Annotated in this window: 18 protein-coding genes; 8 read left to right on the top strand and 10 right to left on the bottom strand. The window is 59.5% G+C overall.

Annotation, left to right across the window (positions count from 1 at the left end):
* Positions 1–15: 15 nt before the first annotated feature.
* Positions 16–162, top strand: a complete 147-nt coding sequence (locus CXK96_RS20695) for a hypothetical protein (RefSeq protein ID WP_178114594.1) — start codon at positions 16–18, stop codon at positions 160–162.
* A gap of 20 nt (positions 163–182) precedes the next feature.
* On the opposite strand, the gene CXK96_RS20865 is transcribed toward CXK96_RS20695, so the two are convergent.
* Together CXK96_RS20865 and CXK96_RS20860 are read right to left on the bottom strand one after the other, a co-directional pair.
* A complete protein-coding gene (locus CXK96_RS20865; RefSeq protein ID WP_256061626.1) occupies positions 183–596 on the bottom strand; it encodes an NUDIX hydrolase in 414 nt (137 codons plus the stop codon).
* Positions 593–934 (bottom strand): GNAT family N-acetyltransferase, encoded by a 342-nt coding sequence (locus CXK96_RS20860; protein ID WP_256061630.1) that lies wholly within the window; start codon positions 932–934, stop codon positions 593–595. The genes CXK96_RS20865 and CXK96_RS20860 overlap by 4 nt, the downstream gene beginning before the upstream one ends.
* Before the next feature lie 646 nt (positions 935–1,580).
* On the opposite strand from CXK96_RS20860, the gene CXK96_RS02230 reads away from it, so the two are divergent.
* On the top strand, positions 1,581–2,096 hold the full coding sequence (locus CXK96_RS02230; protein WP_102834864.1) for a hypothetical protein: 516 nt from the start codon (positions 1,581–1,583) through the stop codon (positions 2,094–2,096).
* A gap of 380 nt (positions 2,097–2,476) precedes the next feature.
* On the opposite strand, the gene CXK96_RS02225 is transcribed toward CXK96_RS02230, so the two are convergent.
* The gene (locus tag CXK96_RS02225; protein WP_102834863.1) at positions 2,477–2,926 is read right to left on the bottom strand and encodes a group II truncated hemoglobin; all 450 of its coding nucleotides are present in this window, start codon (positions 2,924–2,926) and stop codon (positions 2,477–2,479) included.
* A gap of 122 nt (positions 2,927–3,048) precedes the next feature.
* Here CXK96_RS02225 and CXK96_RS02220 point away from each other — a divergent pair, with 122 nt between their 5' ends.
* On the top strand, positions 3,049–3,480 hold the full coding sequence (locus CXK96_RS02220) for a universal stress protein (protein ID WP_102834862.1): 432 nt from the start codon (positions 3,049–3,051) through the stop codon (positions 3,478–3,480).
* 25 nt (positions 3,481–3,505) lie between these two features.
* Here the strand turns inward: CXK96_RS02220 and CXK96_RS02215 are convergent, their stop codons facing one another.
* Together CXK96_RS02215 and CXK96_RS02210 are read right to left on the bottom strand one after the other, a co-directional pair.
* The gene (locus CXK96_RS02215; RefSeq protein WP_102834861.1) at positions 3,506–3,850 is read right to left on the bottom strand and encodes a YajD family HNH nuclease; all 345 of its coding nucleotides are present in this window, start codon (positions 3,848–3,850) and stop codon (positions 3,506–3,508) included.
* Between the two features lie 34 nt (positions 3,851–3,884).
* The gene (locus tag CXK96_RS02210) at positions 3,885–4,595 is read right to left on the bottom strand and encodes a YebC/PmpR family DNA-binding transcriptional regulator (protein WP_102834860.1); all 711 of its coding nucleotides are present in this window, start codon (positions 4,593–4,595) and stop codon (positions 3,885–3,887) included.
* Positions 4,596–4,810: 215 nt separating this feature from the next.
* On the opposite strand from CXK96_RS02210, the gene CXK96_RS02205 reads away from it, so the two are divergent.
* Positions 4,811–5,707: an EamA family transporter gene (locus CXK96_RS02205; RefSeq protein ID WP_102834859.1), complete on the top strand. Its 897-nt coding sequence runs from the start codon at positions 4,811–4,813 to the stop codon at positions 5,705–5,707.
* Between the two features lie 355 nt (positions 5,708–6,062).
* Here CXK96_RS02205 and CXK96_RS02200 read toward each other — a convergent pair whose 3' ends face one another.
* From CXK96_RS02200 to CXK96_RS02185, 4 genes are all read right to left on the bottom strand, one after another.
* Positions 6,063–7,985 carry a HAMP domain-containing methyl-accepting chemotaxis protein gene (locus CXK96_RS02200; protein WP_102834858.1) on the bottom strand — a complete coding sequence of 641 codons (1,923 nt, stop codon included), beginning with the start codon at positions 7,983–7,985 and terminating at the stop codon, positions 6,063–6,065.
* Positions 7,986–8,103: 118 nt separating this feature from the next.
* On the bottom strand, positions 8,104–8,424 hold the full coding sequence (locus CXK96_RS02195) for a DUF2025 family protein (protein ID WP_102834857.1): 321 nt from the start codon (positions 8,422–8,424) through the stop codon (positions 8,104–8,106).
* Positions 8,425–8,570: 146 nt separating this feature from the next.
* Positions 8,571–9,248 carry an MOSC domain-containing protein gene (locus CXK96_RS02190; RefSeq protein WP_102834856.1) on the bottom strand — a complete coding sequence of 226 codons (678 nt, stop codon included), beginning with the start codon at positions 9,246–9,248 and terminating at the stop codon, positions 8,571–8,573.
* A gap of 41 nt (positions 9,249–9,289) precedes the next feature.
* Positions 9,290–9,478: a hypothetical protein gene (locus tag CXK96_RS02185; protein WP_102834855.1), complete on the bottom strand. Its 189-nt coding sequence runs from the start codon at positions 9,476–9,478 to the stop codon at positions 9,290–9,292.
* A gap of 119 nt (positions 9,479–9,597) precedes the next feature.
* On the opposite strand from CXK96_RS02185, the gene dgt reads away from it, so the two are divergent.
* Together dgt and CXK96_RS02175 are read left to right on the top strand one after the other, a co-directional pair.
* The gene (gene dgt, locus CXK96_RS02180) at positions 9,598–11,094 is read left to right on the top strand and encodes a dGTPase (protein WP_102834854.1); all 1,497 of its coding nucleotides are present in this window, start codon (positions 9,598–9,600) and stop codon (positions 11,092–11,094) included.
* A 345-nt stretch (positions 11,095–11,439) separates the two neighbouring features.
* Positions 11,440–12,648: an ammonium transporter gene (locus CXK96_RS02175; protein WP_102834853.1), complete on the top strand. Its 1,209-nt coding sequence runs from the start codon at positions 11,440–11,442 to the stop codon at positions 12,646–12,648.
* Positions 12,649–12,734: 86 nt separating this feature from the next.
* Here CXK96_RS02175 and CXK96_RS02170 read toward each other — a convergent pair whose 3' ends face one another.
* A complete protein-coding gene (locus CXK96_RS02170) occupies positions 12,735–13,388 on the bottom strand; it encodes a TetR/AcrR family transcriptional regulator (protein ID WP_102834852.1) in 654 nt (217 codons plus the stop codon).
* A 95-nt stretch (positions 13,389–13,483) separates the two neighbouring features.
* Between CXK96_RS02170 and CXK96_RS02165 the strand changes: the two genes are divergently transcribed.
* Entirely contained in the window at positions 13,484–14,581 is a 1,098-nt protein-coding gene (locus CXK96_RS02165; protein ID WP_102834851.1) for an efflux RND transporter periplasmic adaptor subunit, read from the top strand.
* Positions 14,582–14,586: 5 nt separating this feature from the next.
* Positions 14,587–17,661: an efflux RND transporter permease subunit gene (locus CXK96_RS02160; protein ID WP_102834850.1), complete on the top strand. Its 3,075-nt coding sequence runs from the start codon at positions 14,587–14,589 to the stop codon at positions 17,659–17,661.
* Positions 17,662–17,683: the final 22 nt, after the last annotated feature.

Below are 17,683 nucleotides of genomic sequence, written 5' to 3'. Positions count from 1 at the left end.
TCAGAGGAGCAAATCATGAACGGCAACGAACGTAATCAACCGGCCCAGCCTGGGCGGGATGAAGAAGATCCGGTTAAACGTAATCCCGATGAGGCTGATGACGATCAGCTGGATGAGGCCCTCGAAGAGACTTTCCCTGCGAGTGACCCCATATCTCCGTAATGGCTGGCCGGCGCCCTCCGTTAGTCTGCAAGCAGCCTTTGGCGCAAGGCGGGAAGTACCTGCTCTCGCAGTAAGGGCGCTAGGTGTTCCTGGCGCTCTGCATTTAGATCCAGCCATTTCAGCGCGTCTATTTCCGCCTGTGCCTTTACCGCGCTTTCCAGACGGGTGAAGTAGACGTTAGCTTCCACCCAATGATCCGGCTCGTTGGCTGCCCTTGACTGGAAATGGCCAAGTGAGTCTAGCAACGACGGGTCTATCCGCAGGCCCAGTTCTTCGAGCAACTCCCTCTCAACTGCTTGCTGAGGCGTTTCGCCTGCTTCGATTTTTCCGCCAGGCAACATGAACGCTTGGGTGCCGCGCTTGCGGACAGTCAGGACGCGTCCCGCTTCATCAAGCAGGCAGGCCGTGGCGATTCTGAGAGTGGTGAAAGTCATCGGGTGCTCTCGTTTTTGTGACATAACGCCACGAGGTTTTTGTGTCGGTTGTACCGCTGCAAGCGGGAGGCGAGCGCCTCTGGCAATACAATGGCCTCAGCGAAGCCCAGTGGTTCATAGAAAGGTACCGTCCTCGGTTCGCAAAACAGCCACACAGGCCCATCGCAGCCAACCAGTGCCTGCGCAACCAGACGCCTTCCCAGCCCCTGGCTGCGTTGGTTCGGAGTGACCAGCAAGCCGGTAAGCCATTGCCCGTGGACTATGTCTGAAAGGCATAGGCCGGCAAGAATGTCCGAGTGTTCGGCGACCCAATAGCAGGCGCCAGCCGGCGCTCGCATATGGCTGCGATGGGCTCGGTAAAACTTGTTGAGTAAAGCTCGGCATTCACCGGGCAGCTGACGCAGCTGAACGGCTTCCATTAACAATTCTCCATCTGTGCTGGCGGATATTAACCGATGTTTGTCTCGTCAACGGGCCAGCGGAGTTGGGCACCAATAGCATCGTTTTGGGTGCAGGGTTCTAGGCCAACAGACGGGTCGCGGCTCTAAAGCGGCGATCAAGTGGACAGCTTGTTGTTCTCTGCCTGCCTGTGCGAAGGAAGCAGGGCAGGCACGGCCGACCAATGCCAAGTGAAGTCGTCCGATCCAGACCTATCTGACTTGTCCCGCTGCTATTTAGCGCAACTGGCAAAGCGCTTCACCAAAGCTGTGCTGTTGGGGGCAAGAATAAACATGTGATTGGAGCTCTTTGCTATGGCGGCCGTAACGTCGTATCGCCGTTTCGCTAGTTTGCCGTTTCGTTTGTTTAGTACTAAAAAATAGTGTTTATCTAGCTGGTTCGTTAAGTAAAAAAATCATTAAATCCAACGATTTACGATGTATACCTAAAATAAAATGAACAGTCTCGGCGCGTTCCTGTCATTAACAGTGCGCATCAAATAAGTTGCGTATTCCGCCATAGTTAGCAACAACAAGAGGTGTTGTCATGAACAGACTTTTCAAAACTACCCTCCTGGTCGCCGCCATGCTTCCCGCTATTGCAGTTGCCGCTCCAGTGGCAGGTGATCGCGAAGTAACCTTGGGTGGTGCGGGCAGCAGCGATAAGGACTTCGACGATACAGTGTTCTCCCTACAGGGTAGTTGGGGTACATACTTGGACGAGTCCTCCATGTGGGGCGTACGGCAAACCGTGAATGCTCGGGATTCAGAAGGGGAAAGCGTGCAGTTCGACGGTTCCACCCGTGTGTTCTACGACTATCACTTCGGTAGCGGCAACACCCGCCCCTTCATCGGGGTGAGTGTGGGCGGGATTTACGGCGAGGAGGTTGATGAGACCTTCATGGGCGGTCCGGAAGTCGGTATCAAATACTGGGTACAGGACAAGACGTTCATCACTGCTATGGCCGAATACCAATTCCTCTTCAAAAGTGGAAGCGATGCGCGGGATCGTTACGATGACGGTGCGTTCTTTTACAGCGTCGGTATCGGCTACAACTACTGAGGCCTACGAGTGCGATGTTTAACCGCATCGCACTTGCTCTTTATGTCGAGCTAAAGAAGATTAATCCGCGCAGGCTTGCTTCATGGATAAAAGATCCGATTGCTGGACGAATGAGAGTCTTGCCGGTCCGCTTGAACGCGGTAACAGGTACTTTGCCGACCGTTTAATCTAGCTATTCCAATGATGACGCCGGGAATTAGACAATCTCGATGCCGCTTTCCCTAGAAATCCTTCCGCATCACCGATCTCCTTGCTCGTTCACCAAGGCAGAGGAGCCTCTCTGCTCACGTTGGGTGCGTCGCTCAGCGTTACCTAGCCAGTACCGGCCACGCCGGATAGACGCGGCGAGGTGCAGAAACTCGGCCTCGTAGCAAACCGAGCTAGATCACAGTTGTGGTTAACTGTCCGGGGCATGCCCGCCGGCCGGCCTGAAGAATCCGTTCTGCAGGGACTCGCAGCTGAATCAACAAGTAGTCAGCAAACGCATCGGTATATCCCTGCCTGGCAATCGCCAGCTCCATGCATTTAAGCCAGGCATCGCGCTCGGCTTCGCCCACTGTCCAGCGAGTGTGGAACTGCGGAATGCTGATGCTGCCGTAGTGTTCCGCGTAGCGACGTGGGCCGCCCAGCCAGCCGCAAAGAAACGCAGCCAGCCTCTTGCGTGACTCGGCCAGATCGCGTGGGTACAGGTGGCGGACGCAGCGAGCGTCTTCGAGTTCGTCCATGATCAGGTAGAAGTCTTCGACCAGGCGAGCCAGGCCAGACTCGCCACCGGCTGCCTGGAATGAAGCATCGCCCGTACCAAACGGAACGTCAGTTGTAGTACTCATGTTAAGCCCTCGAAATGGCAGCGGGCCGGGGAGATTGATCCAGAGCAACGGATGCGGTTTTGGCACTCAAGCGCGCTTGGATGATGGTCTATGCTGTCGTCAAATCCGGTTGGAGACTCGCTATGCGCAACATTCTTCTCGCTTATGACGGTTCGGACAATGCCAAGCGGGCATTGCAATACATCATTGATTTTGCCGCCGATGCGCCTAAGCCGCCGCAGGTACATGTGCTGAACGTACAGCAGGAGCCGGTGCTCTACGGCGAATTCGTTACCGCGGGTACGGTTGATGAGCTGAACCAGAGCTTTATCGACAAATCGAACCGTACTCTTGCAGATGCCGCTACCGCGCTGCAGACGGCCGGGATTCCACACCAGACTCACGCAATTCTGGGTAATGTGGCTGAGCAGGTTAATGATGCGGTGCAGCGCTTCGGCTGTGACACGGTGGTAATGGGCACCCGCGGTCTGGGTAGCTTTACCGGCATGCTGATGGGCTCGGTCGCCAATCGGGTCGTGCATGAAGTATCGGTGCCGGTCCTGCTGGTGAAGTAACCGGCGCCGCCATACCGGGCTGGACTCAGTCCGGTTTTTTCTTGAGGAGATCGCCCAGGTTGGCGAAGGCCTTGAAGGTCTCCTTCGGACCTAGGTCACCGCCTGGTTTCGACTCGGCGTAGTACTGATTGTCGGTGTAACGCGAGTGCTCGTTGTCGTGGCAGTACAGGCAGAGCAACTCCCAGTTCGAGCCGTCTTCCGGGTTGTTGTCGTGGTTGTGGTCCTTGTGATGGACCGTCAGCTCGCTCAGGCGCTTGCCTGAGAACTCCCTTGCGCAACGTCCGCAGACCCAGGGGTACATCTTCAGGGCCTTCTCACGATAATCCTGTTCGCGCTGTGCGTAGGGCGTATTGGGTTTGTTTGTACTCATCGCTGTGCCTCTAGCTCAACGGTTGCAGTGTTCGTTAGCCGGCCAGGCCGACATAGACATTCTGTACATCATCATGGGCGTCGATGGCGCTGAGAAAGGCTTCGACTTCTTCCAGTTCGGCCTCGGACAGCGTCGTGACGGGATTCTTCGGACGGTAGCCGAGCTGTGCCGACTGGACAGTGAAGCCATGCTCCGGCAGGGCCCGGCAGACCACGTCCATGTCGGTGGCATCGCTGATGAACAGTGTGGCACCGTCTTCAGCGGCTTCGAAATCTTGGGCGCCCGCTTCGATGGCGGCCAGTTCAGCATCGGCATCGGCATCGGCGCTAGCCGGCGCTGCTTCGATCATGCCGCAGTGATCGAAATCCCAGGCGACCGAGCCGGAGGCGCCGAGCTGGCCCTTGCGAAACAGCACGCGGATCTCGGCCACAGTGCGGTTAACGTTGTCGGTCAGGCATTCGACGATCACCGGGACCTGATGCGGGGCGAAGCCTTCATAGGTGGTGCGCTCATAGTTGACGCTCTCTCCAAGCAAGCCCGCACCTTTTTTGATAGCGCGTTCCAGGGTCTCACGGGGCATCGAGGCCTTCTTGGCCTGCTCGACTACCAGGCGCAAGCGAGGATTCATGTCCGGGTCAGCGCCGCTGCGGGCCGCGATCATGATTTCCTTGGACAGTTTGCCGAAGGTGCGTCCCTTGGCGTTGGCTGCCGCTTCCTTATGTTTCGCTTTCCACTGTGCGCCCATGAATGTTCTCGTGATTGGTGAAGTTGATGGAGATCGACTGACGGCGATTCTAGCCGTTGCGGCGGCAGCAGGCACGGGCCGCGCGCAACTCCAGCGATGCGGAAGGACGTATGGCGCTTCTGCCTGTCGACTGTAATGCCCAATTGCCTGGCTGCTGTATGAGTACGCGATCGACAGACGCGGCTCTAATGCGTTTTTGTCTAGGGAACTGTTCCATGTCGCCAAAGGACCTGATGCTGGCCCTGGTTGTGATCGTTGTCTGGGGCATGAACTTCGTCGTAATCAAGGTCGGCCTGGATGACATCCCGCCGATGCTGCTAGGCGCACTGCGTTTCATGCTCGCTGCGTTTCCGGCGGTGCTGTTTATCAAACGGCCACAGATGCCACTGCGCTGGCTACTGGCATACGGCGGGACCATATCGCTCGGTCAGTTCGCCTTTCTCTTCTCCGCGATGAAGGTCGGTATGCCTGCTGGCCTGGCCTCCCTGGTTTTGCAGTCGCAGGCATTTTTCACGCTGTTCTTTGCCGTTCTGTTTCTTGGCGAGCGGCTCCGTGCAAGCAATCTGGTCGGGTTGGTAATCGCCGCTGGTGGTTTACTGCTGATTGGCATGCAAGGCGATCGCAGCATGACACTGGCCGGTTTCCTGCTGACCATCTGCGCAGCCTCGATGTGGGCAATGGGCAATATTGTCACCCGCAAGGTGGGCAAGGTGAATCTGGTTGGGCTGGTGGTATGGGGCAGTCTGATCCCCCCCATTCCGTTCTTCGCCCTGTCTTGGGTGCTGGAGGGGCCGGAAGCGATCAAGGGCGCGCTGGGCGGGTTCGGGATGGATTCGGCGCTGGTGCTGATCTACCTGGCCTTCGGTGCGACGATTCTTGGTTACGGGCTCTGGAGCAGACTGCTGTCCCGCTATCCGGCGAATACCGTTGCGCCTTTCTCACTTTTGGTGCCCGTCGTCGGCCTGACCTCTGCTGCCGTACTGCTGGATGAGCACCTGGGGCTGTTGCAGGCGGCCGGTGCATTGCTGGTCATGCTGGGGCTGGGGATCAATGTAGGCGGGGGCTGGCTGGTCAGCCGCGTGCGCACTGCCTTTGGTAGTTCGACAGCCTGACAGCAAAACGCCCCGCGACGGCATGCCGTGCGGGGCGCGCTTCTACCTCTATGGCGTTACCGAGCGGCGTGACTGCCCAGTAGTGGTGTAATGCCGTTAGCTTTTTCCCTCTTGGCCGTGCGCTTCTCCTGCGCCGTCTTCTGGGGTTTCTTCTTTGCGTTCTTCTTAGTATCCATACCCTTGCTCATGGTGTCGCCTCGCGATTGATCGGCTTGGTTGTGCATCCCTGCGTGGGTCTGCTCTGGGCCAGTGCACCTTGGCGTGAGCGTGAAGATCAAAGATGAATGAAGCCGAGACTACGCCTGCCAGACAGGATTGGATAGCGGCGGTTTTTGCCGTGGCGAGGGGCCGAATCTCATACCTTGAACCGCCCGATCATCGTCTGCAGTTCGCCGCCTAACTGCGCAAGCCGGGCGGTGGACGCAGCCGTTTCCCGGGCCGCCTCAGCGGATTGGTCAGCCACGTCGCGAACGCTGAGCACGCTGCGATTGATTTCCTCAGCAACCGAGCTCTGTTGTTCAGCCGCCGTGGCGATCTGCTGGTTCATCGCTTGAATGACTGAAACGGTTTCGGTAATGGCTTGCAGCTCGGTGCCCACTTCTCTTGCGAGGGTGACGGTATCGCGGGCCAGAGTGCTGCTGCTGTCCATCATTCCAGATGCGGTGCGGGCGCCTTTCTGCAGGGTAGCGATCAGGGCTTCAATTTGCGCAGTGGACTGCTGTGTGCGCTGGGCCAAGCCGCGCACCTCATCGGCTACCACCGCGAACCCGCGCCCAGCTTCACCCGCCCGTGCGGCCTCAATGGCAGCGTTAAGGGCAAGCAGGTTGGTTTGCTCGGCAATGCCATTGATGACGGTCAGCACCGTGCTGATGCCGTCGGTTTCCTTATTCAGCTGGGTCATGGCCTCGGCCGACAGCGTGACCTCATTCGAGAGTCGGTCAATCTGCGACAGGGCGCGCTGGACAACCGTGTTGCCTTTAACGGCCTGCTGATCGGCGCGCTGGGCGGCGCTCGACGCCTCTTCGGCATTGCGTGCGACTTCTTGCACCGTCGCGGTCATCTCATGCATGGCCGTCGCGACCTGATCGGTTTCCTGACGCTGGCTGCTGACACCAGCGCTGGTCTGCTCGGTCACCGCGGAAAGCTCATCGGAGGCGCTGGCCAGCTGTGCAGTGATACCACCGATACTTCCGATCAGCGCCTGCAGGTTGCCGCGCGTCTTGCCCAGCGCCTGGAGCAGTTGGCCGAACTCGTCATGGCGTGGCTCGGGAGGCTGACCGGTCATGTCCCCAGCACCGATGCGCTCGGCTATCTGCACTGCCTGGTTGAGGGGCTGCGTTATCTGGCGGACGATTAGCCAGCCGATCAGAGCGCCCAGGAGGATCGCCGCCAAGGTAATACCGATGACCTGAATTTTCTTGGTTTGAGCATCATCGGCACGCTTCTGGGTCTGGCTGGAGATGATGCCCCTGGCCTCCTCGTAGAGTTTCGCGAAAATGGCCTCCATGTCCTGGCGCGTCTGTTGCTGACTGGCAACGATGGGCGGCAGTTTCTTCACGAGGTCGACGTACTCGGTCGCGCTGGCCTTGAGGGTTTTCAGGTTTTCAGCTTGGGGACCGATCAGCTCTTGCTCCAGCGGTGCAATGGCTGCGTTCAACGCTTCGAACTGCTGGTTCAGGGTGTTCAGGGCGGCTTCGGATTCTTCCATCAGATATCCGCGGACGGTGAAGCGCAGCAGTCGATTCTGCTTGGAGAGCTCAGTCGTCATCAGCGCGATATTGGCAATGTCTCCGGTCGGGTGTAAGACCGGGTTGCCTTGAACGCCGTTCCAGCGCTGCTCCAGGTTGGCTATCAGCTTGTCAGTGGTATTGCCTGCTTCAACCCAGTTGGCGCGTGTCTGCTTTTTCAGTGCATGCATTGCGACGAGCTTTTCGAATGCGGCCTGGTACTCTCGCGCCTGATTGGCGATGGTTTGCAGCAACTCCCGGTCCTGCGGTTCCGAGAAGCTGGCTTTTTTCTGTTCGACCAGTCGAGCAGTGTTCGCTACCGCATCGGTTACCTGGGCAACGTATTTCTCATCGCCGCGCTCTTCGAAGCGCACCTGTGCATAGCGGATTTGGTTGGCTTCGTTGAGTAGGTTTTCTGCGGTCTGCGCTTTATCGCTCCGTGAGATCAGAGCATCCATGCTGAGCACGCCGATAGCGGCCACGCAGACGGTGAGCAGCAGTACCGCAGCGAAGCCAAGCGTCAGCTTGTAGCTGACTTTGAGATTTTTCATTGTTGTTCCTCAAGCTGGCAGAGCCGATGGTAGTGGTCGTACAACGACATCGGCTTGAACCGCTATAACTTGAGGATGTTGTCTGATGACTGGCTGATTTATAGTCAACGGGCGCTTGTCATTGTCTGACACGCTGTGCCTGGATCTCAGGCAAATCATTTCGGCGCATGTAGGCAAGTAACGGCTCGGTGATGGCTAGCCGGTCATTGATGTTCTGGTCGAGGAGCAGCTGAATCAGCTCACGTTTGAGCGTCATCAGCTGGTTATCGATGGTTTGCCAGACAAATTCGCTCGCCGGTGTGATGCTGCTGTCGGCGACATCCATGCCGAACGAGTCTTCGCTAAACCGAACGATGTGCTGGCCGGTTTTGCCGTTGAAACCCACAAAACCTTGCAGGCAGTCGGCGGCCCGGCAGATGTCGACGGATGTAATGCTCATGTAAACCTCGGTATCGATTCGGGTGGTTTACACGCAGGGCAGGCGTTCGATGCTGCTGGCGACCTTCTTATGAGGTCGCTTTGATTGACGCGTATTGTCGTGGTCGGCGTTGCGTCTGAACAGCGGCATGACGCCGCTTGCCCTTGTCAGAACAACGCCGCCTGATCCTGTTGCCGTCGCCTGCTGTCCAGCCGTTGACGAAAGCGCGTGCGGTATTCACTTGCCAGCGGTGACAGATTGGCCAGCCAGGCGAGTTCGATGTCGTTGACGTCGTCATTGACGAAGCCGCGCCAGACGCGAAGCACGCTGGCGGTCGGCCACGGCCGCTCTATCAAGTGCAGGTCCGCGCCGAGTTCGATGGCCCCGGGTTCAAGGGTTCGGTACAGCCATCCGGTTCGGCCACTTTTGGCCATATGGCGAGCGAGGCCACGGACGCTGTGTCGCCGGTCCAGGTTGCTACAAGGCGAGCGGGGCTGGCTGACTTCGATCACGGCATCGCCCCAGCGAAAGCGATCCCCGATACATACCTGTCGTTCATCCAGGCCCAGCGTCGAGAGATTTTCGCCAAACGCGGCGGGACCAATGGCCGACAGCTGCGGATAAAGCTTGCGCCAGTGAGAGTAGTGCTCGGCCGGATAGTGGCATAGGCTGCGATCCGGCCCGCCATGGAAACGGTAATCGGCGACACGGTCGCCCTGTAGCCCGTTGAGATTGAGCCAGACCTCGCCCATCGCCAGCTGCTTGTCGATGGCTGAAGGCTTCTCTGTACCCGGCAGTCGCAGCAGCTGGTCGCGTAGGAAGGGACCTTCAACCGGCCATTGCATGAGGGCGCCCTGATCTGGATAGGTGAGCTATGGGGCTGGCTTCAGCCTTCATTGAGACGGGCCAGCTCGCGGCGCACCATGGCGGCGAACTCTGGCGGCTTGAGCTGATAAAGCTCGGTGGCGACCCAGCCCAGCCAGCGTGCGCCCAAGGCTTGCCGTTGTTCAAGTAGCCGTCGCGCTTCGGCGGTCGCTCGTTCGGCGTGTTGCTGATGAAACTCCGACCGGCCCATGTCTACTCCTCAAGCTGAGCGCGCGATTCTAAACGACAAGCGCAGTTGGCGCCTGATCGCTTGGTAAAGCCGCTGTGCCGCGCTAGGCTCGCGACTCCGTCGTTTAACGAGCTCGAACCATGCCGCGGTCTGTGAATTTCAAGGACAAGATTTCCCGTCAGCGGCCTTATGGGCGCGTCGAGCCGGGTCTCAAAGCCTCCGAAGGTGATCTGTCATTGGTCATCGACCAGCTTGAGAGCGACCGCGGTCGCATCATCAACTCCGCCGCTGTGCGGCGTTTACAACAGAAGACTCAGGTCTTCCCGCTGGAGCGCAACGCAGCGGTGCGCAGCCGCTTGACCCACTCACTCGAAGTCCAGCAGACGGGTCGCTTCATTGTGCGCACCCTGTACAAACAGCTCGGTGAGCGGGCGACGCAATACGGCCTGGATGGGTTGGAAGGTGCGCTGGAAAGCCTCGTTGAAATGACGTGCTTGATGCACGACATCGGCAACCCACCGTTTGGGCACTTTGGCGAGTTTGCCATTGGCGAGTGGTTCAAGCGGAACCTGAACACGCTGTTCGACGCCGCTATCCCCAACGGTGAAGGCAATAGCGAATTGCGCAGTCGTATGCTGCTCGACCTCGAACAGTTCGAAGGCAACGCTCAGGCGATTCGCTTAGTCGTTAGCCTGCTACGGCTTAACCTGACCTACACACAGACGGCGGGGCTGCTGAAATACGTGCGCGCCGCTTATGCGCCCAAGCCGGCCAAGGGATCACCCGGCGCCTATCTGTTGAAGAAGCCAGGCTTCTACCTTTCAGAGGAATTTTTTGTCGACGATCTGCAGGCCGCGTTGGGGCTACAACCTGGCACGCGTCACCCGGTGGCCTACATCATGGAGGCGGCCGATGATATCGCCTATTGCCTTGCCGATATCGAAGACTCGGTGGAGAAGGGCATCTTCTCCATTGAGCAGTTGTCACAGCTGCTGATCGACAAGTTCACCGAGCACGGCTCGCCCGACGAGCCGATCGCGAATACCGGCCGCAGCTTTCGCAGCATGGTCGAGTACGCCCAGGCGCGTGCTGCCAAAGAGACGATCAACAAGGTTGGCGAATTCTTCGTCTGGCTGCGGGTGAATATGGTCCACCCGCTGGTGCAGCACGCCGCGCAGCAATTTATCGAGCATATCGAGGCGGTCTACGACGGCACGCTGGACCGCGCGCTGCTGGAAGACGCAAGTCTGCCAAACGCCATTGTGCAGACCTTCAAGGATGTCGCGATGGACCACGTGTTCTGTCACCGCGAAGTTGAAACCTTGCAGTTGCAGGGCTACCGAATTCTCCAGGGGCTGCTGGACGCCTACGCGCCGCTGCTGGCCGTCGCTCCGGAGACCTTCCGGGCATTGACGGAAGGCGGTTGCCGTAGCGAGCCGCACCTGCAAATGCTTGCCCGGCGCCTGCCCAGTCAGCTGATCAAGGCCTATCACGAGTCGCTGAAAGCGCATCCTGAGGGAAGTGAAGACCAGGCGTTGTGGGAGTTCTACTACCGCTGCCGCATGCTTCAGGACTTCGTCAGCGGTCTGACCGATCAGCTGGCGCAGGACGAATACCGCACGCTCTCTGCTTTGTAACCTCGATGGCTGTCGTCCAGCCAGTCGTCCTCGCCTGGCTCGCCAGCTCTTGCTGACATCCGCTGCGCCAAAATCGCTCGCGCCGCCGTTTCGTTGGTACACCACTTGCATTTGTCTGGTGCGTGCGTTTGGAGCGTGGCCCCTAAATGGCGCAACGATCTGCCGCTGAGCCAGGCGGGATTGAGCCTAAGTGTTTGAAAATCAACGCTTTGGTTTGTCGGGGATGAAAATCTTGCAAGTCCGCCGCAACAGTTCATAGCAAACCTCCGCTTACCCGTGGTGCATGTTGGTGCGTGCAATGGGGGCGGTTTGCTGTTTTGGTGCGCTTACCATAGGACCTAGTAGATGGATAACCCAAGCAGTGCGGTAGAAGTGCTGATTCACGGTGCCAACACCCTGTTCATCCTGATGGGCGCGGTGATGGTCCTGGCAATGCATGCCGGTTTTGCCTTTCTGGAGGTCGGCACCGTACGCCTTAAAAATCAGGTCAATGCGCTGTCGAAAATCATCGCCGATTTTGCCGTCTCGACATTGGCGTATTTCTTCATCGGCTACTGGGTTGCGTATGGCGTGACCTTTCTGCAGCCGGCCGACCAGCTGATCGCCGAGAACGGCTATTCATTGGTCAAGTTCTTCTTCCTGCTGACATTCGCCGCTGCAATACCCGCGATCATCTCCGGCGGCATCGCCGAGCGCGCCAAATTCGGCCCACAGCTCTGCGCCACCTTGTTGATCGTTGCGTTCATCTATCCGTTTTTTGAAGGGATGATGTGGAACGGCAACTTTGGCGTTCAGGCTTGGCTGGAAGCGCAGTTCGGTGCGCCGTTCCACGATTTCGCCGGTTCGGTAGTGGTGCACGGTATGGGTGGCTGGCTGGCGTTCGGCGCAGTGATTCTGCTTGGCCGCCGTAATGGTCGATACCGTGACGGCCGTTTGGTGGCCTTCGCGCCCTCGAACATTCCATTTCTTGCGCTGGGATCGTGGATTCTCATCGTCGGCTGGTTCGGGTTCAACGTGATGAGCGCCCAGACCCTTGAGGGCGTCAGCGGGCTGGTGGCGATCAATTCGCTGATGGCGATGGTTGGAGGAACTGCGGCGGCATGGGCGGTCGGCCGTAACGACCCGGGCTTCCTGCATAACGGGCCCTTGGCTGGGCTGGTAGCAGTCTGTGCAGGATCAGATCTAATGCACCCAATCGGTGCGCTGGCTACGGGCATAGTGGCTGGCGCCCTGTTTGTCTGGGCATTCACTGCGGCGCAGGCCAAATGGAAGATCGACGATGTGCTCGGTGTCTGGCCATTACACGGCCTCTGCGGCGTCTGGGGCGGGCTGGCTTGTGGAATCTTTGGTCAGCACACGTTGGGTGGGCTGGGCGGCATCAGCATCATCAGCCAGGTGATCGGCACAGGCCTCGGCGTGCTGGTTGCGCTCGTTGGCGGCTTTCTCGTCTATGGCGTGCTCAAGGCAGCGGTCGGTATTCGCCTGAGTCAGGAAGATGAGTTCAATGGTGCGGACTTGTCCATTCACCGGATCGGTGCCCTGAGCCACGATTAAGGGCAACCATGCCGGCCGCCGCCGCCGCGGCCGGCTGTTCCTGAGAAGCAGGGCTTGTTTTCCGCTGCGGGACACAGGCTGCTGCTTCAGTCGACCGTACGGGGCTGGTCCGCATAAGCGCGCATGAACAGGCCAACGCAATCCTCGACATGCCGCTTGCCGTCTTCGGCGTCCAGTCGCTCGGCATAGCCGATCAGCAGACGAAAGTGTGCGGCGCCTTTGATCAACGAACAAAAATGTTCCGCGGCGCGCATCGGCTCGGGCACATCCAGCAACTGGCGGCGGTGCGCCTGGTCTAGCAACTGCTCCAGATCCAGCAGCAGCTTCTGTGGGCCTGCATCGAAGAACATCCGCGACAACGTTGGGTTCTGCGCCGCCATTGCCACCATCAGCCGGTGCAGACCGATGGATTCGGGGCTGATGACCAGCTCGTGAAAAGCCTGGGCAATATTTAGCAGGACCGAGTGGAATTCACGCCCATCCTCCAGCACGAACAGCCGGCGCGGCAGACGCGTTTCGCAGGTTGCCTTTACCGCTGCGCCGAATAGCGCCTCCTTGTCCTTGAAGTGGCTGTACAGCGTGAGCTTCGACACGCCGGCTTCGGCGGCGATGGCGTCCATGCTGCTGCCTTCATAGCCATTGCCGAGAAACAGGGTTTGGGCAGCCGCGAGGATTGCCTCGCGCTTGGCGGGGTCCTTTGGACGGCCTGGGCCGGACGGTGCGGGTGAGCTGTCGGTCATGGGTGTTTTTAATACTAGACTGGTGAGTTCGGTATTTTTACTATACCGCGCAGTATAAGTATTAGAACCCACCTTGCGACAGAGAGAGATTCGACGTGTGCCGACATGCCTTGCCCTTCCTCGGTGCTTTTGGTTTCGCCTTGCTAGCCGGTTGCGGCAATGGTGAACCCGAGCAGCTCTCTACGCGGCCCGTGATGGTGGTTCAGCCGCAGCCCGCCAGTGAAGCCTTTGAAAGCTATCCGGGGGAGGTCCATGCACGCTACGAACCCGAGTTGGCCTTTCGTATCGGCGGCAAGGTCACCGAGCGGATGGTCGAAGCCGGGGAGCGGGTGCGCAAGGATCAGCCATTGGCCAAGCTCGATCCGCAGGACGTGCGGCTGCAGCTCGAGGGCATCCGTGCTCAGGTGGCGGCGGCTGAAGCCAACCTGCGGGTCGCCCGTGCCGAGCATGAGCGCTACAAGACCTTGATGGATCGCCAACTGGTCAGCCGCTCGCAATTCGACTCTTCTGAAAATGCCTACCGCTCCGCGCAGGCGCGTCTGCAGCAAGCGCGCGCGGAATTCGATGTCGCCAACAACCAGGTCGGCTACGCCATCTTGCGCGCAACGCACGAAGGCGTGATTGCCCAACGCCGGGTCGAGGTGGGGCAGGTTGTCGGCGCCGGCCAGACGGCCTTCGTCTTGGCTGCCGATGGCGAGCGCGAGGTAGCGATCAATCTGCCGGAGCAGGCACTGGATCGCTACTCGGTTGGCCAGCCGGTCTCGGTGGAAATCTGGTCGCAGCCGGGCAAAACCTACGCCGGCCACATTCGTGAACTGTCGCCGGCTGCCGACCCGCAGTCGCGCACCTACTCGGCGCGTGTCGCCTTCGACGACGCAAAGGTGCCTGCCGAGCTTGGCCAGAGCGCGCTGGTGTCAATCCGCAGCAATGGCGAGGTGCCCTTGGCGGTGCCGCTTTCAGCGGTCACCGCCGAGCAGGGCAAGGCTTACGTCTGGCGGGTCAAGGAGGACGGCACGCTGGAGCGCGTTGCCGTGCAGACGGGGGCCTTTGGTGATTCTTCTGTGCCCATCCTCAAGGGGCTGCAGGCCGACGACTGGGTTGTCCTCGCCGGTGTTCAGATGCTCCACGAGAACCAGTCGGTGAGGGCGGTTGATCGTGACAACCGTCCGGTCGAACTGGCGGCGCAGGAGTAATCAGGATGCGCTTCAATCTCTCCGCATGGGCGTTGGGCAACCGGCAGATCGTTGTCTATCTGATGCTGCTGATGGCCGTGGTAGGTGCCCTGTCGTACAGCAAGCTTGGTCAAAGTGAAGACCCGCCCTTTACCTTCAAGGCGATGGTGATTCAGACCCAGTGGCCCGGCGCCACTGCAGAGGAGGTTTCGCAGCAGGTCACCGAACGCATCGAAAAAAAGCTGATGGAAACGGGTGAATACGAGCGCATCGTGTCCTTTTCACGGCCCGGCGAATCCAACGTGACCTTTATGGCGCGCGATTCGATGCGCTCCGAGCAGATTCCGGATCTCTGGTACCAGATCCGTAAAAAGATTGGTGACATTCGCCATACCTTGCCTGCTGGTGTGCAAGGTCCCTTTTTCAATGACGAGTTCGGCACGACCTTCGGCAACATCTACGCGCTGACTGGCTCAGGTTTCGATTACGCCGTGCTGAAGGATTATGCCGACCGCATTCAGTTGCAGCTGCAGCGAGTGAAGAATGTCGGCAAGGTCGAGCTCATCGGGCTGCAGGACGAAAAGATCTGGATCGAGCTTTCCAACGTCAAGCTGGCCAATCTGGGCGTGCCGCTGGAGGCCGTCAAACAGGCTCTTGAGGCTCAGAACACGGTGATGTCGGCAGGCTTTGTGGAGACGCCCAGTGACCGCGTACAGCTTCGCGTCACCGGCAGCTTCGACACGGTAAAACAGATTCGGGACTTCCCCATCCGGGTGGCCGGTAGCACCTTCCGCATCGGCGATGTGGCCGAGGTCTACCGCGGCTTCAACGACCCGCCGGCGCCACGCATGCGCTACATGGGCGAACCTGCGATCGGGCTGGCCGTGTCGATGAAGTCCGGCGGCGACATCCTTGTGCTCGGCGAGGCGCTGCAGACCGAATTCGCACGCTTGCAACAGGAGCTGCCGGCAGGCATGCAGCTGCGCAAGGTGTCCGACCAGCCAGCGGCAGTGAAGACCGGTGTCGGCGAGTTCGTGCAGGTGCTGATCGAGGCCCTGATCATCGTGCTGCTGGTGAGCTTCTTCTCGCTGGGTGTGCGTACGGGGCTGGTGGTCGCGCTGTCGATTCCGCTGGTGCTGGCGATGACCTTCGCGACCATGCATTACCTGGACATCGGTCTGCACAAGATTTCCCTCGGCGCCTTGGTATTGGCGCTGGGGCTGATGGTGGACGATGCGATCATCGCCGTGGAAATGATGGCGATCAAAATGGAGCAGGGCTTCGACCGGCTCAAGGCCGCGAGTTATGCCTGGACCAGTACGGCCTTTCCGATGCTCACCGGTACGCTGATCACTGCCGCGGGCTTTCTACCGATTGCCACCGCGCAGTCCAGCACGGGCGAATACACCCGTTCGATCTTTCAGGTAGTGACCATCGCCCTGGTCGCCTCCTGGATCGCCGCAGTAGTGTTCGTGCCGTTATTGGGGGAGAAACTGCTGCCCGATCTGGCCAAGCGTCATGCGCAAAAGCATGGCGGCAGCGATCAGGGTCACGACCCGTATTCGACGCCGTTCTATCAGCGTGTACGGCGGGTGATCCACTGGTGTGTGCAGCGGCGCAAAACGGTTATCGTCCTGACGTTGCTGGCGTTCGTCGGCGCGATCGGCTTGTTCCGCATCGTGCCGCAGCAGTTCTTTCCCGCCTCCGGCCGGCTGGAGCTGATGGTCGATCTGAAGCTGGCCGAAGGCGCGTCGCTCAAGGCCACCGAAGCCGAGGTGCATCGCCTTGAGGAAATGCTCAAGGACCGCGCCGGCATCGATAATTACGTAGCCTATGTCGGCAGTGGGTCGCCGCGCTTCTACTTGCCGCTGGATCAGCAGTTGCCGGCCACCAGCTTCGCCCAGATCGTGGTATTGGCTGAAAGCATCGAGGAACGTGAAGCCTTGCGTAGCTGGCTGATCGAGCGACTGCGCGATGATTTCCCTACCTTGCGCGGTCGCGTCAGCCGCCTTGAGAACGGGCCGCCCGTGGGCTATCCGGTGCAGTTCCGGGTCACCGGCGAGCATATCGATGTGGTGCGTAAGCTCGCACGCCAGGTTGCGGCCAAGGTGCGCGAGAACCCCTATGTAGCGAACGTCCATCTCGACTGGCAGGAGCCGAGCAAGGTGGTCTGGCTGAACGTGGATCAGGACCGTGCCCGTGCGCTGGGCGTCAGTACGGTGGAACTCTCGAACTTCCTCAAACGCACCTTTACCGGCACTACGGCGAGCCAGTTCCGTGAAGACAATGAGCTGATCGAAATTCTGATCCGCGGGACAGAGCGCGAACGCGAGACCTTGTCGATGCTGCCGAGCTTGGCGATTCCCACCGCCAGCGGCCGCAGCGTGCCCTTGTCGCAGGTCGCCACCCTGGAATACGGCTTCGAAGAGGGGGTCATCTGGCATCGCAACCGCATGCCAACGGTGACGGTGCGTGCCGACATCTACGGGGACCAGCAGCCAGCCTCGCTGGTGAAGCAGATCGAGCCGACCCTGAGCGATGTGCGGGCTGCGCTGCCCAGCGGCTACTTGCTGGAAGTCGGCGGAACGGTCGAGGACTCCAGTCGTGGTCAGGCCTCGGTGAACGCCGGGATGCCGCTGTTCGTGATTGTCGTGGTCAGCCTGCTGATGCTGCAGCTCAAGAGCTTCTCACGCTCGGCAATGGTGTTTCTCACCGCGCCGCTGGGGTTGATTGGTGTAGCGCTGTTCCTGCTGCTGTTCGGCAAGCCCTTCGGCTTCGTGGCGATGCTCGGCACTATCGCGCTGTCGGGCATGATCATGCGCAACTCGGTGATTCTGGTGGATCAGATCGAGCAGGACATCGGCGCTGGGCAGGATCGCTTCAATGCCATCATCGATGCCACCGTGCGGCGCTTCCGGCCCATCGTGCTCACCGCACTGGCGTCCGTGCTGGCGATGATTCCGCTGTCACGCAGCGTGTTCTTCGGTCCCATGGCGGTGGCAATCATGGGCGGGCTGATCGTTGCGACCGCGCTGACGTTGCTGTTCCTGCCAGCGCTCTACGCGGCGTGGTTCAGGGTCAAGGAAACGCCTCAGCGCTGATCAAATGTCCGAACAAGCTGGC

This window comes from Stutzerimonas stutzeri, from assembly GCF_002890895.1.
In the GTDB taxonomy this organism is placed as follows: Bacteria; Pseudomonadota; Gammaproteobacteria; order Pseudomonadales; family Pseudomonadaceae; genus Stutzerimonas; species Stutzerimonas stutzeri_AB.
This window is presented reverse-complemented; position numbering and strand designations above follow the sequence as displayed.